Source organism: Micromonospora trifolii (genome assembly GCF_050516465.1).
Taxonomy (GTDB): Bacteria; Actinomycetota; Actinomycetes; order Mycobacteriales; family Micromonosporaceae; genus Micromonospora; species Micromonospora trifolii.
The window spans coordinates 5,276,898-5,292,039 of record NZ_CP191526.1 but is presented as its reverse complement, the minus strand read 5'-3'; the positions used below and the strand labels follow the sequence as shown (position 1 = coordinate 5,292,039).

The 15,142-nt window shown below is 70.4% G+C and carries 11 protein-coding genes; 8 read left to right on the top strand and 3 right to left on the bottom strand.

Annotated features, from left to right (window positions below; translation table 11 throughout):
- Positions 1-62 precede the first annotated feature (62 nt).
- The 5 genes from rpsK (at position 63) to truA (ending at position 3,722) form a co-directional block, all read left to right on the top strand.
- A complete protein-coding gene (gene rpsK / locus ACQRWP_RS24560; protein ID WP_030329919.1) occupies positions 63-470 on the top strand; it encodes a 30S ribosomal protein S11 in 408 nt (135 codons plus the stop codon).
- 13 nt (positions 471-483) lie between these two features.
- On the top strand, positions 484-1,110 hold the full coding sequence (gene rpsD / locus ACQRWP_RS24555; RefSeq protein ID WP_030489600.1) for a 30S ribosomal protein S4: 627 nt from the start codon (positions 484-486) through the stop codon (positions 1,108-1,110).
- Between the two features lie 98 nt (positions 1,111-1,208).
- Complete coding sequence (locus ACQRWP_RS24550) at positions 1,209-2,231, top strand: DNA-directed RNA polymerase subunit alpha (RefSeq protein WP_007465227.1); 1,023 nt, start codon at positions 1,209-1,211, stop codon at positions 2,229-2,231.
- Between the two features lie 34 nt (positions 2,232-2,265).
- Complete coding sequence (gene rplQ / locus ACQRWP_RS24545) at positions 2,266-2,823, top strand: 50S ribosomal protein L17 (protein ID WP_091402374.1); 558 nt, start codon at positions 2,266-2,268, stop codon at positions 2,821-2,823.
- A 68-nt stretch (positions 2,824-2,891) separates the two neighbouring features.
- Positions 2,892-3,722 carry a tRNA pseudouridine(38-40) synthase TruA gene (gene truA / locus ACQRWP_RS24540; RefSeq protein WP_430498068.1) on the top strand — a complete coding sequence of 277 codons (831 nt, stop codon included), beginning with the start codon at positions 2,892-2,894 and terminating at the stop codon, positions 3,720-3,722.
- Positions 3,723-3,734: 12 nt separating this feature from the next.
- On the opposite strand, the gene ACQRWP_RS24535 is transcribed toward truA, so the two are convergent.
- Positions 3,735-4,844, bottom strand: a complete 1,110-nt coding sequence (locus tag ACQRWP_RS24535) for a hypothetical protein (protein ID WP_430498066.1) — start codon at positions 4,842-4,844, stop codon at positions 3,735-3,737.
- A gap of 102 nt (positions 4,845-4,946) precedes the next feature.
- Between ACQRWP_RS24535 and ACQRWP_RS24530 the strand changes: the two genes are divergently transcribed.
- Genes ACQRWP_RS24530 through ACQRWP_RS24520 form a run of 3 tightly spaced genes read left to right on the top strand, consistent with a single transcriptional unit; the run spans position 4,947 to position 8,271 of the window.
- Positions 4,947-5,552, top strand: coding sequence for a class I SAM-dependent methyltransferase (locus ACQRWP_RS24530; RefSeq protein WP_430498064.1), 606 nt, complete (start codon positions 4,947-4,949; stop codon positions 5,550-5,552).
- A gap of 40 nt (positions 5,553-5,592) precedes the next feature.
- Positions 5,593-7,272 carry an ABC-F family ATP-binding cassette domain-containing protein gene (locus tag ACQRWP_RS24525; protein WP_430498062.1) on the top strand — a complete coding sequence of 560 codons (1,680 nt, stop codon included), beginning with the start codon at positions 5,593-5,595 and terminating at the stop codon, positions 7,270-7,272.
- 36 nt (positions 7,273-7,308) lie between these two features.
- A complete protein-coding gene (locus tag ACQRWP_RS24520; RefSeq protein WP_430498060.1) occupies positions 7,309-8,271 on the top strand; it encodes an aldo/keto reductase in 963 nt (320 codons plus the stop codon).
- Between the two features lie 152 nt (positions 8,272-8,423).
- Here ACQRWP_RS24520 and ACQRWP_RS24515 read toward each other — a convergent pair whose 3' ends face one another.
- The gene (locus ACQRWP_RS24515; protein WP_430498058.1) at positions 8,424-8,978 is read right to left on the bottom strand and encodes a hypothetical protein; all 555 of its coding nucleotides are present in this window, start codon (positions 8,976-8,978) and stop codon (positions 8,424-8,426) included.
- A gap of 71 nt (positions 8,979-9,049) precedes the next feature.
- Positions 9,050-14,881, bottom strand: a complete 5,832-nt coding sequence (locus ACQRWP_RS24510; protein WP_430498057.1) for a ThuA domain-containing protein — start codon at positions 14,879-14,881, stop codon at positions 9,050-9,052.
- Between the last annotated feature and the right edge of the window lie 261 nt (positions 14,882-15,142).

Below are 15,142 nucleotides of genomic sequence, written 5' to 3'. Positions count from 1 at the left end.
CGCCGCCGAGGTGGGTCAGGCCGCAACCCAATCCGGAAAGTCAACTAGGAGCGCACAGACTTATGCCACCGAAGGCTCGTGCCGGAGCCGCTGTAAAGAAGGTCCGGCGCAAGGAACGCAAGAACGTCGCCCACGGGCAGGCGCACATCAAGAGCACGTTCAACAACACCATCGTGTCCATCACGGACCCGACCGGTGCGGTCATCTCCTGGGCCTCCGCTGGCCAGGTCGGCTTCAAGGGCTCCCGCAAGTCGACTCCGTTCGCTGCGCAGCTGGCCGCCGAGGCTGCCGCGCGTCGCGCCATGGAGCACGGCATGCGCAAGGTCGACGTGTTCGTCAAGGGCCCCGGCTCCGGCCGGGAAACCGCCATCCGTTCGCTGCAGGCCGTGGGCCTCGAGGTCGGCCAGATCGCCGACGTCACCCCGCAGCCGCACAACGGATGCCGTCCGCCGAAGCGTCGCCGGGTCTGAGAGGTAGAGAGAGATGGCTCGTTACACCGGTGCAGACTGCCGCCGTTGCCGGCGGGAGAAGATGAAGCTGTTCCTCAAGGGCAGCAAGTGCGATGGTCCGAAGTGCCCGTTCGAGTCCCGGCCGTTCCCGCCCGGGCAGCACGGCCGCGGCCGCACCAAGGAGACGGAGTACCTGCTCCAGCTCCGTGAGAAGCAGAAGGCCCGTCGGGTTTACGGCGTGCTGGAGAAGCAGTTCCGCGGTTACTACGAGGAAGCCGTTGGCAAGCAGGCCAAGACCGGTGAGGTCCTCCTGCAGATCCTCGAGTCGCGGCTGGACAACGTCGTTTACCGGGCCGGCTACGCCCACTCGCGGGACATGGCCCGCCAGCTGGTCAAGCACGGTCACTTCACGGTGAACGGCAAGAAGGTCGACATCCCGTCGTACCGCGTCAAGGAGCACGACATCATCGAGGTTCGGGGCAAGAGCAAGGAGCTCACCCCGTTCATCGTCGCGCAGGCTCAGGCCGGCTCGAAGACGGTTCCGGCGTGGCTTGAGGCCATCCCGAGCCAGATGAAGGTGCTCGTGCACTCCCTCCCGGCCCGGCAGGTCATCGACACGCAGGTCCAGGAGCAGTTGATCGTCGAGCTCTACTCCAAGTAGTCCGAGCTCGTTCGGTGGCCCGCCCTTCGGGGCGGGCCACCGGAACAGTTTGTGTCGTGGGCGTCAAATAGCGGGCGCCCCGGAAGAGAAGAGAAAAGATGCTCATCAGCCAGCGACCCTCCCTCTCCGAGGAGTCGATCAACGAGACCCGGTCCCGGTTCGCCATCGAGCCGCTGGAGCCGGGCTTCGGCTACACCCTGGGTAACTCGCTGCGGCGTACGCTGCTGTCGTCGATCCCGGGCGCGGCCGTCACCTCGATCAAGATCGACGGTGTGCTGCACGAGTTCACCACGATCCCCGGTGTCAAGGAGGACGTGGTCGAGCTCGTCATGAACATCAAGGAGCTGTGCGTCAGCTCCGAGCACGACGAGCCGGTCAGCATGTACCTGCGTAAGCAGGGCCCGGGCGATGTGACCGCGGGCGACATCCAGCCGCCGGCCGGCGTCTCGGTGCACAACCCGGATCTCAAGCTCGCCACCCTGAACGGCAAGGGCCGGCTCGACATGGAGCTGACCGTCGAGCGGGGCCGGGGCTACGTGACGGCGGCGCAGAACAAGCAGTCCGGCGCCGAGATCGGCCGGATCCCGGTCGACTCGATCTACTCGCCGGTGCTGAAGGTGACCTACCGCGTCGAGGCGACCCGTGTCGAGCAGCGCACCGACTTCGACCGGCTGATCATCGACGTCGAGACCAAGCCGTCGATGGGTCCGCGTACCGCGCTGGCCTCCGCCGGCTCGACGCTGGTGGAGCTGTTCGGGCTCGCCCGGGAGCTGGACGAGACCGCCGAGGGCATCGACATCGGGCCGTCCCCGCAGGACGCCCAGCTGGCGGCGGACCTCGCTCTGCCGATCGAGGAGCTGGACCTCACCGTCCGCTCCTACAACTGCCTCAAGCGCGAGGGCATCAACTCCGTTGGTGAGCTCATCGGGCGTACCGAGGCCGACCTCCTCGACATTCGCAACTTCGGTCAGAAGTCGATCGACGAGGTCAAGATGAAGCTCGCCGGGATGGGTCTCGGGCTGAAGGACTCGGCTCCGAACTTCGACCCGGCGCACGTCGTGGACACCTTCGGCGAGGCCGACTACGACACCGACGACTACCGCGAGACCGAGCAGCTCTAGTCCGCGCTGCCGCCACAACTGAGGAGCACCAAAAATGCCCACGCCCACCAAGGGCCCCCGCCTCGGCGGCAGCCCCTCGCACGAGCGGCTGATGCTGGCCAACCTGGCGACCGCGCTGTTCCAGCACGGGAAGATCCAGACCACCGAGACGAAGGCCCGGCGGCTGCGCCCGCTGGCCGAGCAGCTCATCACCAAGGCCAAGCGCGGTGACCTCGCCTCGCGGCGTCGGGTGCTGGGTGTCGTCAAGGACAAGGACGTGGTCTACGCCCTGTTCGACCAGATCGCGCCCCGGTACTCCAACCGCCCCGGCGGTTACACCCGGATCGTGAAGACCGGTCCGCGCAAGGGTGACAACGCGCCGATGGCCATCATCGAGCTGGTGGAGGAGCTTCAGGTCGCCGAGCCGAAGGCGAACAAGAAGACCGCCGCCCGCAAGGCCGCGCAGCAGGACAAGGTCGAGGCGCTCGCCCCGGCCGACGAGGCCCCGAAGTCGGCTCCGGCCGACCAGGACTCCGAGGCGCCGGTGTCGGCGTCCGGTGACACCGACGCCGCCCGCGAGGACAGCGACGAGGCCACCGAGAACAAGGCCTGATCAAGGGCATTGTCGGGCCCGGCACCCCATCGGGGGTGTCGGGCCCGACCCGTAACAGGAGGTACGAGGTGGACGAGCGGATCCGGCTGCGGCTGGACGTCTCGTACGACGGCACCGACTTCTCCGGCTGGGCAGCCCAGCCGACCAGGCGCACCGTCGCGGGGGTGCTCGTCGAGACCCTGGACCTGGTCCTCGGCGCCGGTACGGCCACCGGGCTGACGGTGGCCGGGCGGACCGACGCGGGCGTGCACGCCACGGGGCAGGTGTGCCACCTGGACCTGCCCGTGGACGTGTGGCGGCAGCACGAGGGACGACTGCTGCGTCGCCTGGCCCGGCTGCTCCCCACCGACGTGCGGGTACGGGCGATGACCGAGGTGCCGGCCGACTTCGACGCCCGGTTCTCGGCCACCTTCCGGCGCTACGAGTACCAAGTCACCGACGCGCCCTTCGGCGCCGAGCCGCTGCGCCGCCACGAGGTGCTGGCCTGGCCGAAACCGTTGGACCTGGCCGCGCTGAACGTCGCCGCTGCCGGGCTGGTGGGGGAGCACGACTTCGCCGCGTACTGCCGGCGCAAGGAGCACGCGACCACGCTGCGCGAGGTGACCCGGCTGGACTGGCGTCGCGACCCGGACGGCATTCTGGTCGCCACCGTGCAGGCCGACGCGTTCTGCCAGGCGATGGTGCGCAGCCTGGTGGGGGCCATGCTGGTGGCCGGGGACGGCCGCCGCCCGGTCGAGTGGCCGGGCACTCTGCTCACCCAGCGGGAGCGGTCCAGCGAGGTGACAGTGGCCCCCGCACGCGGGCTGACCCTGGTCGCGGTCGGCTACCCGGCGGATCCGGCCGAGTACGCCCACCGCGCCACCCTCACCCGCCGGTTGCGGGTCCCGGTCGAGGGCTGACCGCCCGCGGGGTCAGTTGCCCGGCAGATCGCCCTGGTTGGCGTTGCTGCCGGTCGGTGCCGCGGTCGGTTGCGCGGCGGTGCCACCGTCGGCCCGGCTCTGCAGCACGCCCCGGCTGAGGTGCAGCTCGATCATGTCGAACAGGATCTCGCGGACCTTGGCGTCACCCGCCTTGACCGCCGCCCCGTCCTTGCGGACCACCAGCGCGTACGCCAGATAGTGGCCACGAACCTGCCAGCCGACGCGTGCCGGAGCGCTGGCCAGGACATCGGTGCCGTCGCCCTCGTCGGCGGTGAGGCCACGGAAACGGCCCTGCCGCTCGTCGAGTAGTTGCCGGAGCCGGTCTCGGGCTCGTTCCGCGCTGACCTTGTCGGTGAGGTTGAACAGGCCGGCGGTGACCAGGTGGCTGTCGTCGGGGGTGCTCAGCGTGGCCCGGACGACCTGGTTGCAGCCGAGCCGGACCAGCAGGTCGGCGACCTCGTCGGTGGCGGCGACGGCGCAACTGCCGCTGGACTGTGTCTTGAGCACCTGGTAGCTCGGTTGGCCGTCGGTGAGCTTCAGTTCCTTGCCGGGGAAGAGTTCCTTGGCGGTGAGCGGGGCCTGGTCGGTGTCCCGGGAGTCGAGGGCCAGCCGTTCCGCCGGTGCCGATGTCGGGGCGGCGTTCGGCTGGTACGTCGGGTTGCTCTGCGGCTGCTCGTTGCGGTTGGTGAGCAGCGCGGCGGCGCCGAGGCCGCAGAGGGCGAGCAGCACCAGGACGGCTGTGCCGCCGATCAGCACCTGCCACAGTCGGCCGCCGCCGCGCCGGGTGGGCGGCTCCACCGGCGTCGACGAGGTGTAGATCTGGCTGCGCGGCGGGGCGGGCGGGATGTCGGCACGACTCGGCAGTGGCTGCGGCGCATCGGCGCGGGCGGCCGGCCTGGGCTGCGACACGCCGGCACGAGCCGGCGCGGGCTGCGACGAGGGCAGCGAGAGCTGGTTCGGCCGGGGCAGCGACGGCGTGGGGAAGCGCGACGGAGAGGGCCCTGCCGGCGGGGGCGGACCGGCGCCGAGCACCGACAGGTCGGACCCGGGCTCCGGGTACTCCTCGAAAGCGTCCTCATCGGACTGGTACCGATACACCATGTCGCCCAGAGTAGGAGTCATTGTCCCTTTAGGGGGTAATATCGGGGAAATGTGCGTGTGGGTCGCGTCAGGTCCGCCCCGGACCGATGCGAGAATTGCCGGGTGACCGGCGACCACTACTTCACCGCTCAGCCCACCAGCGACGCCCCGGCGCGCGAGGTCGAGTTCTCCGTCGCCGACCGCGACTACCGGCTCACCTCGGCCGGCGGAGTCTTCTCCGCCAGCCGGCTCGACCCGGGCACCGCGGTGCTGCTGCGCAAGGCCGAGTTGCCCGCCGCCGACACCACCGGCGACCTGCTCGACCTCGGCTGTGGGTTCGGACCGATCAGCTGCGTGCTGGCCGACCTCGCGCCCGCCAGCACCATCTGGGCCGTCGACGTCAACGCCCGGGCCCGCGAGCTGACCGCCGCCAACGCGGCCCGGATCGGCGCCGCGGACCGGGTCCGGGTAAGCGCGCCGGACGACGTTCCGGACGGCGTCCGCTTTGCCCAGCTCTGGTCGAACCCGCCCATCCGGATCGGCAAGGACGGGCTGCACGACCTGCTGCTGCGTTGGCTGCCCCGACTCGCCCCGGACGGCGTCGGCTGGTTGGTCGTCGCCCGGCACCTCGGCGGCGACTCGCTGCAACGCTGGCTCACCGAGCAGAGCTGGCAGGTCGAGCGGTACGCCAGCCAAAAGGGCTTCCGGGTGCTGCGCGTCACCCGGTAATTGGATATACCCCCGCCCCTCCCTGGGGCAGGATCCCGGCGTGGGATACGTGGACGTGGCAGCGGTCGGGCACATCCTGCCCGACGGTCGGGAACTCTTCGCCGACGTGTCGTTCCGGGTCGGGGAGGGCAGCAAGGTCGCCCTGGTCGGGCCGAACGGCGCGGGAAAGACGACGCTGCTGAGGATGGTCGCCGGCGACCTGCCGGTGCGCAGCGGCGTCGTCGCGCGGGCCGGCGGGCTGGGCGTGATGCGCCAGTTCATCGGCATGATCGGCGACGAGTCGACCCTCGCCGACCTGGCGTTGTCGCTGGCCCCACCGGCGCTGCGCGACGCCGGCCGCCGCCTCGGCGAAACCGAGGCGGCCATGCGGGCGGCGGAGGCCCACGGCAAGTTCAGCAACGCCGCGGGCAAGGCCCAGCTGGCGTACGCCGATGCGCTCGGCGCCTGGGGCGAGGCCGGCGGGTACGACGCCGAGGTGCTCTTCGACACCGTCGCGACCATCGTGCTCGGCAAACCGTGGGACGCCGTCCGGGACCGTCCGGTGCGTACCCTCTCCGGCGGCCAGCAGAAGCGCTTCGCCCTGGAGTTGCTGCTGCGCGGCCCGGACGAGGTGCTGCTGCTCGACGAACCGGACAACTTCCTCGACGTGCCCGGCAAGCGCTGGCTGGAGGCGCGACTGCGCGAGTCGACGAAGTCGGTGCTCTACGTCTCGCACGACCGCGAGCTGCTGGCTCAGAGCGCCGACCGGGTGGTTGCCGTCGAGGGTGGCAGTGCCTGGGTGCACCCGGGCGGCTTCGCCAGCTGGCACGAGGCTCGGGTGGCTCGGCACGCCCGCCTCGACGAGCTGCGTCGGCGCTGGGACGAGGAGCACCAGAAGCTGCGCGAGCTGATGCTGATGTACAAGCAGAAGGCCGCGTACAACGACGGGTTGGCCTCGCGTTACCAGGCCGCGCAGACCCGGTTGCGCAAGTTCGAGGAGGCCGGGCCGCCGCCCGTACCGCCGAAGGACCAGGACATCCGGATGCGGCTCAGCGGCGGGCGGACCGGCAAGCGCGCGGTCGTCTGCGAGCAGCTGGAGCTCGACGGCCTTACCTTCCCCTTCGACCTGGAGATCTGGTACGGCGACCGGGTGGCGGTGCTCGGTGCCAACGGCACCGGCAAGTCGCACTTCCTGCGGCTGCTGGCCCGCGGCGGCACCGACCCGGACCCGGCGAACGGGCCGGTCGACGGCGCGGGCGCGCTCACTCCGGTGGCGCACGACGGCTCGGCCCGCCTCGGCGCCCGGGTCCGTCCCGGGCACTTCTCCCAGACCCACGACCGGCCGGAGCTGATGTCGAAGACGCTCGTCGAGATCCTCTGGCGGGGTGACGAGCACCGCACCGGGATGGACCGGCACGCGGCGATGGGTGTGCTCAGTCGCTACGAACTGGCGGCGCAGGGCGACCAGCGCTTCGGCACGCTCTCCGGCGGGCAGCAGGCCCGGTTCCTGGTGCTGCTGTTGGAGCTGTCCGGGGCGACCCTGCTGCTGCTCGACGAGCCCACCGACAACCTCGACCTGGCCAGCGCGGAAGCGCTCGAAGCGGGCCTGGACGCCTTCGCGGGGACGGTGATCGCGGTCACCCACGACCGTTGGTTCACCCGCTCCTTCGACCGGTTCGTGCTGTTCCGAGGCGACAGCGAGGTGGTGGAGACCCCGGAACCGGTCTGGGACGTCGGGTGAGCGGTCCCCGGCGGCGGTGCGTCCGGCCGGCATAGGGTGGATCTCGTGACTGAGATGACCTATCGCCGGCTGGGCGACTCCGGGCTCGTGGTGTCCGTGGTCGGCATCGGCTGCAACAACTTCGGCCGGAAGCTCGACCTCGACGGCACGCGCGCGGTGGTGGACGCCGCCCTGGACGCCGGGATCACCCTCTTCGACACCGCCGACATCTACGGCGAGCCGCAGGGCAGCTCCGAGGAGCTGCTCGGGCAGGCGCTCAAGGGTCGCCGGGACGACGTGGTGGTGGCCACCAAGTTCGGCATGGACATGAACGGCCTCAACGGGCCCGACTACGGCGCGCGGGGTGCGCGGCGCTACATCGCCCGCGCGGTGGAGGCGTCGCTGCGCCGGCTCGGCACCGACCACATCGACCTGTACCAGATGCACGAGCCCGACCCGGGCACCCCGATCGACGAGACCCTCGCCGCCCTGGACGACCTGGTCCGCGACGGCAAGGTGCGCTACCTGGGCAACTCCAACTTCGCCGGCTGGCAGATCGCCGACGCGGACTGGGTCGCCTCGTCCAACGGCCGGTCCCGCTTCATCAGCGCGCAGAACCACTACAGCCTGGTGGAGCGCTCGGTGGAGGCCGAGGTGATCCCGGCGTGTGAGCGGTTCGGCCTCGGCATGCTGCCGTTCTTCCCGCTCGCCAACGGTCTGCTCACCGGCAAGTACAAGCGCGAGGCTCAGCCGCCGGCCGGCAGCCGGCTCTCCGGCGGTGGCCGGTACGCGGAGCGGCTCGCCGCTGCCGACTGGGACACCATCGAGGCGATCGAGGCGTACGCGGCCGAGCGGGGTCTGACGATGCTCCAGGTGGCGATCGGCGGGCTGGCCGCCCAGCCGGCGGTGACCTCGGTGATCGCCGGTGCCACCACGCCCGAGCAGGTGCGTGCCAACGCCGCCGCCGGCACCTGGGAGCCCAGCGACGACGATCTGGCGGCGCTGCGCGCCGTCCTCTGAGCCGCCTGATCCGCTCGCGTTCCTTGAAATCGGGGTGACCTGCGGTCGGGGAAGCCCCGACTTCAAGTATGTCGAGACGATCACTCGTCGATCAGACGAGACCGGGCCGGGCCGCTCGTCGCGGCCCGGCCCGGTCGTTGGATGCTGTTTGGTCAGTCGGTGCGGCGGCGGCCGAACAGCATGGCCACCCCCATCGCGGCGGCGACGAGCACGAGGCCGACCGCTCCGACCGGCCACCACCAGGTGAGCCCCTCCCCGCTGCCACGGTTGGCCGTCGGCGAAATCGAGGACGATTGCGTCGGGGCCTGCGCCTGCGGCTTGGCCTGCACCGTTGCGGTGGCCTTGCTCTGAAGCGGAGCGGGGGAGTTCACCGACACCTTCCACGTGCCGGTGGAGAGCACCGGGCCGCTGCTGTAGAAACCCTGTCCCTCGGGCTGCGGTTCGAGCTGCACCGGCCCGACCCGCTGCCCGTCCGGGCCGGTGGCGGTGAGGACCAACCGCACCACCTGCTCCAGCCGGCGGCCATCGGCGTAGGTGGCCTGGATGGTGACGCCCTGAGCCCCGTCACCGGCCACAGTGAGTTTGAGCTTGTCGGCCTGCGCCGCCGGGGCGGCCTGCGCGGCCTGCGCCGCCGCCGGGGCGGCGGCGGACAGGGTCAGGGCCAGTCCGACGAACACGGCGGCCAACACCTTGCGGATACCCGTCACGGACATCCCCTGCCTATCGAAGAGGGAGGCCCCTCCCCGACGCCGCAGCGCCGGGGAGGGGCCTCGTCGGATCAGAGCTGGCGACCGGGTGCCAGCCGGGTGGCGTCGCCACCGAGCCGCCCGGTGCCCTTGACCGGGTCACCGTCGTTCGCCTTGACCCCGGCCTTGCTGGCCGCGCCGCCGAGCCGAACGATCATGGCGTCGGCGTCCCGGATCAGGACGTCCCGGACCTCCGCCTCGGACACCAGCGTGGCGTCGCTGGCGAGCGTCCGGAACGCGGTCAGCTGCCGGACGGCAGCCTTGTCGTCGCCGGCCGCCTCGGAGGCGCGAACAGCGTCGAGCTTGTTCGACAGCTGCTTGTGCGCCTTGGTCGAGAGCCGCCCCGTCGCCTTGAACCGGTCCAGCAGACTCTGCATGTCCCGGAACGAGGTGGTGACGAAGAACCGGACCGTCGAGGTGGTCTTGTTGCCCGCCTTGTCGGTCGCGGTCACGGTCAGCTCGTGCAGGCCGAGCGACAGGTCGTACATGGCCTGCAGAGTGCCGCTGGCGTACGCCTGGCCGTCGAGCTGACCGACCACGCTCGCGATGCCCGAGGTCGGGTCGACGGCCTGCCAGGCCACCCGGACGTCCTGACTGTCGCCGTAGAGCTGGCCGTCGGCCAGCCCGGACACCAGCAGCGTCGGCTTGGTGCCGTCGATGCGCAGCACCGCCGACTTCAGCGTCTCGACGTTGCCCGCCTTGTCCGTCGAACGGAACAGCAGCTCGTGCTGCCCGTCACCGGTCACCTCGACCGGCGTCGAGTACGGCGTCCACGCGCCACCGTCCAGCGACCACTCGACCGTCTTGACGCCGGAACCGGCGTCGGTCGAGGTCAGCACGACCGGGATGGTCCCGTTGTGCCAACCGGCGTCGTTCGCCGGAGCGAACGTCGCCGAGGTCACCGGCGCGGTGGCGTCGATCTTGACGGAGACGGTCTTCGTCGCCTCCACGTTGCCGGCCTTGTCCGTCGAGCGGAACCGAAGCTCGTGCTCGCCGTCCCCGCTGACCGCCACCGGAGCGGTGTACGCCGTCCAGGTGGTGGCCCCATCCAGCTGGTACTCCGTACCGGCGAGCCCGCTACCGCCGGCCTCGTCGGCACCGGTGAGCGTGATCGTCACCGGCCCGGTGTGCCACCCGTCGGTCGGGGTACCGGACACCGCCGCGGTGGTCACCGGCGCCGTCTCGTCGGCCACCTTCGTGCTGAGCCGGAAGTAGTCGAACGAGGCGGTCTTCGACGCCGTTTGGTTGGCGCCGAGGGTGAACAGCCCCACCTTCGGGGTTGCCCCGACCGCGCTGTTGGTCAGCGCCGTCAACGCGGTCCAGGTCGTCCCGTCGGCCGAGTACGACGCGGTGAACGTGTCGCCCGTGCGGGCCAGCCGCAGGTGCCACACCGCCGAGGTCAGGTTGCCCGCCTCGGGCTGCGGGTTCTGGACCACCCCGGCGATCTCGCTGCGGAACTCGATCCGCCGCGTCACCGCCTGGCCGGCCTGGTTGTCCGCGATGAAGTCGAGCTTCAGGTAGTTGTCGTCGTCCGCCTGCACGAGCAGACCGGCCTGCTGGTACTGCTCGTTCAGCAGGCTGCCGTCGACCTTCGTCTCCAGGGTCCAGTCGCCGGACGGCGCGGTCTGGAGGATGAAGTTCTTCGGCCCGGTGTTGTCGGTGCCGTAGATGTCACCGTTGGGCACGTCGATCCGCAGCGCGCCATCGGTGACCCGGTAACCGCTCGGGTCCTCCCGCGTCACGGCGTCCCACCGGCACTTGTCCAACGTGCTGCCGGCGAACTCGTCCGACGGGTCGACCGGGCCGGCCGGAGCGTCCGGCGTGACCTGGAACGAGTCGAACGCGGCGTCGACAACCGGCGCCTCGGTGCCTCCGTTGAGCGCGAAGACCCCGATCCGCGGGTTGGTGATGCCATCGAGCGCGGCCGAACGGCCAACCGGGGTGAAGGTCTGCCCGTCGCCCGAGGCGGACGCGGTCAGGTTCGTCCCGTCGCTGGTGATCCGCAGGTACACGGTGTCACCCGCCGGTGCGGCGGCGCTGTCGGCGGCCTCGTTGCGAGGCGTGGCCGCCGCCTCCCGGATGAACTCCACCCGCCGGCTGCCGTTGTACAGCAGGTCCAGCTTGGCGTAGTTGTCGTCGTCGCCGTACACCAGGACGCCGGCCTGCTGGTAGTTGGCCGTCACCGGCAGGGTGACCTTGGTGGTCATCTCCCACGCGCCGGTCGGGGCCGCCTGGAGCACCAGGTTGGTGGCGTCGTTGCGAGCGCCGTAGAGGTCACCCACGCCGGTGGGCAGCCGCAGCGCGCCGCCACTGAGCGAGTAGAGCTGGTTCTCCCGGATGACGCTGGTCCAGCGCTCCTTGTCGAGGCTGTTGCCGTTGAAGTCGTCCGAACGCGCCCCGAAGCAGGACGTGTCCGGCGCGTCCACCCGCACCGGCACTGTGGCGTAGGACTTGGCGCCCTTGCTGTCGGTCACCGTGAGAGTGGCCGTGAAGGTGCCCGGGCTGGTGTAGGTGTGGCTGGCGTCCAGTGTGGTCGCCGTGCCTCCGTCACCGAAGTCCCAGGCGTACGTCAACGGGGTGTCGCCCTCGGCGTCGGTGGCCGTGCCGTCGAAGGCGACGGTGACCGGTGCGGTGCCGGTGGCCGGGGTGGCCGTGGCGCTGACCACCGGCGGCCCGTTCTCGGTGACACCGCGGCCGACGAAGTCCATCCAGTTGACGTTGAACAGCGAACCCGTTCCGCCGTTCGGATCGCGGGCCAGGAAGTACAGCGAGCCGCTCGCGGCGCCGGTGACCGGTGCGCTCACGTCCGTGTACGTCTGCCACGCGCCGGTCGACGGTACGACGGCCGTGGCGACCACCGGTCCGTCAACCGCACCCGCGCGAACCTCGATCCGACCGCCAGCGGCGGCGGAGGCGGCCCGGAAGCGGATCTCGGTGATGTTGGTCAGGTCCGCCGGAGCGACCGACCACCAGTCACCATCCTCGATGAAGGCGACGCTCTGGCCGCCACCGGCGGTGTCGGCGCCGGCCTCCCGCTGCACACCGGGGTCTCCACCGCCGGTGCTCACCGGGGCACGCCCGGTTGCGGTGAAGTACTCGGCCTGCTTCTGCTTCGGCTGGAGGATCTCGATCTGCCGGCCGGTCAGGGCACCGGAGCCGCCAGCACCACCCTTGTCGGTGTAGGTGGCCTCGAAGACCGCGAAGACGTTCGCCTCGGCGCCGTGCCCGGAGGCGAGCGACGTCTGGACGGTGCCGGTGCAGCCGGTGTGCTGCTCCAGCGGGTGGGCGTGCTCGTCGTGACCGAGCAGCACCTGAAGCTGCACCCGGTCACAGTCGATCTGCCCGTCCTCGGGGTCGGTCACCTTGATCGAGTAGCGGACCTGGTCACCCCAGTTGAAGAAGCCGCCGTCCGGTGGGAACTCGATGGAGACCGTCGGCGCGGTGTTGCCCACGGTGACCGGCACGTTGGCCACCGCGGTCCGGCCCTTGGGGTTGGTGACGGTGAGCTGGGCGGTGTAGTTGCCCGCCGTGGCGTACGTGTGGGTCGGGTTGGCCTCGGTCGAGGTCTGCCCGTCGCCGAACGTCCAGGCGTAGGTGAGCGTGCCACCGTCCGGGTCCCGGGAGCCGGCGCTGGAGAAGGTCACCGTCAACGGCGCCGGACCCGAGGTCGGGTTGGCGGACGCCGCCGCGATCGGTGCGCGGTCACCGGCGGTGTAGTCGATCCGGTAGACGCCGGAGTTGTCGTTGTTGCCGCCGAAGCCGCTGCCCCACTCGATCAGGTACAGCGCCCCGTCCGGGCCGAACTCGAAGTCCATCGGCCGGACCATGCTCATGCCGGTGAGCAACTGGTTGATGTCCACCAACGACTTGCCGTCGGGGGTCAGCTGCATGGTGTACATCTTGTTCTGGTTCCACTCGCCGAGCAGAGCCTTGCCGTCGTAGTACGCCGGCCACTTGCGGTTCGAGTTCAGGTCGGCGTCGTAGCGGTAGACCGGGCCGCCCATCGGGGCGCCGCCGCCGCCGATCTCCGGGTAACGCGCGTCACCGGCGTACCCGTAGTCGACGGTCGCCGGGACCACCGGCGGGAGATTGGTCAGGCCGGTGTTGTTGGGCGAGTTGTTCACCGGGGCGGCGCAGTCGAACTTCGCGCCGCTCGGGCCGGACGGGAACGTGTAGTCGTTGTACGCCTCGTTCGTGCCCGTGCAGTACGGCCAGCCGTAGTTGCCGGGGGTGACGACGTTCCACTCGACCAGACCGCGGGGGCCCCGGTTCGGGTTGTCCGCGTTGGCGTCCGGTCCGTAGTCCGCGACGTACAGCGTGTTGGTCTTCGGGTCGGTGCCGATCCGGAACGGGTTGCGGAAGCCCATCGCGTAGATCTCGGGACGGGTCTTCTCGGTGCCCGGCGCGAAGAGGTTGCCCGCCGGAACGGTGTACGTCCCGTCGTCCTCGGGGTGGATCCGGATCACCTTGCCGCGCAGGTCGTTGGTGTTGGCGGAGGTGCGCTGCGCGTCGTAGTCCTGGCGGCCCGACCGCTCGTCGATCGGCGAGTACGAGTTCGACTCGAACGGGTTGGTGTTGTCACCGGTGGCCAGGTACAGGTTGCCGTCGCCGTCGAAGGCCATGCTGCCGCCGGCGTGGCAGCAGGTGTTGCGCTGGGTGTCGACCCGCAGCACCTGCTTTTCGCTGGCCAGGTCGATGGTGTCGCCGGTCACCGTGAACCGGGACAGCAGGTTGCGGGTTACCCCGTCGTTCGGGGCGTAGTACAGGTACACCCACTTGTTGGTGGCGAAGTCCGGGTCGAGCCGGATGCCGATGAGGCCGTCCTCGTTACCGGTGAAGACGTCCAGGTCGACGGCGGTGACGGTGTTGCCGGTGTCCGGCTTCACGATCTGCACGCGACCGTCGCGCTCGATGTAGAAGACCCGCCCGTCGGGGGCGACGTCCAGCTCCATCGGGTTGCTGGTGTTGCTGTCCAGCGCGACCTTCTCGAAGTTCGAGGTCTTCGAGGCGCCGCAGTCGGCGTTCTCGACCCCGGCCGCGGTGCGGATGCCGCCGAGCAGGTGGGAGAGGAACTCGGGCTCGGCGTACGACTCCCGGGTGTGCCCCCCGCCGGTGTACCAGGAGCGGCCACCGTCGTAGTCCTGACACCAGGCGATCGGGTGGTCCGCACCCATCGCGCCGGCACCGGCGGTGTAGCTCTTCTCGTCCAGGCTGGCCAGCACGTGCACGTCCGGCCGAGGGTTGGTCTGGTAGTTGTACCACTCGTCGAACCGGGACCACCGGTCCGGCAACCCGGCCGTGGACGGGTGGGCGTGGTCCTCCACCTTGACCGTGGCCTGCTGGTTCTGCGGGTGGTTGGCGAAGTACGCGCCGACCAGGTCGCCGTACCAGGCCCAGCTGTACTCGGTGTCCGACGCGGCGTGGATGCCGACGTAACCGCCGCCGGCCTTCACGTAGCGCTCGAACGCCGCCTGCTGGTCGGCGTTGAGCACGTCACCGGTGGTGGAGAGCCAGATCACCGCCTTGTACTTCGCCAGGTTGGCGTCGTTGAATGCGGCGCCGTCCTCGGAGTTGTCCACGGTGAATCCGTTGTCGACGCCGAGCTGTTGGATGGCGGCGACGCCGGTGGGGATGGAGTCGTGCCGGAAGCCGGCGGTCTTGGAGAAGACGAGGACGGAGAAGGGATCGGCCGCGGCCTTTGGCGCCTTCGGCGCCACCTGGCTGACCGGGGCTGCGGCTTTCGCATCCCGTGGGGGGACCTGGGCGGCCGCCTGGGCGGGCGCGCCGAACAGGGTGGTCGAGGCCATGGCCAGGGAGATCAGGGTTGCGGTGATGGGTACGCGGGCACGACGAGAACGGGACACGCCGCCTCCTGTGTCGTAGTGACAGAGCTCGCGGGAGTCGGCTCGCCGAAGGCCGTCCCTGATGGAGCCGGTGTTCACACCGTGCCAGGGTGCCCCCACCGACATTTTGTCGAATCGCTGAACAAATTAATTCGGCTGGCTCGATGTCGGGCAAGATGCGGACGGGTAACGGTTCTGCAACGGGGGGCGACATTCCGAACAGGACCGTATGAAGTGCCCCATGGATCTCGGTCGTTCTGGTGCGACCCGGTCCGCCGGCCA

Excerpts from the sequence above, each read along its gene's own strand:
- ACQRWP_RS24550 (WP_007465227.1), top strand. The coding sequence starts at position 1,209 with ATGCTCATCAGCCAGCGACCCTCCCTCTCCGAGGAGTCGATCAACGAG.
- rplQ (WP_091402374.1), top strand. The coding sequence starts at position 2,266 with ATGCCCACGCCCACCAAGGGCCCCCGCCTCGGCGGCAGCCCCTCGCAC.
- ACQRWP_RS24535 (WP_430498066.1), bottom strand. The coding sequence starts at position 4,844 with ATGGTGTATCGGTACCAGTCCGATGAGGACGCTTTCGAGGAGTACCCG.
- rpsK (WP_030329919.1), top strand. The coding sequence starts at position 63 with ATGCCACCGAAGGCTCGTGCCGGAGCCGCTGTAAAGAAGGTCCGGCGC.
- rpsD (WP_030489600.1), top strand. The coding sequence starts at position 484 with ATGGCTCGTTACACCGGTGCAGACTGCCGCCGTTGCCGGCGGGAGAAG.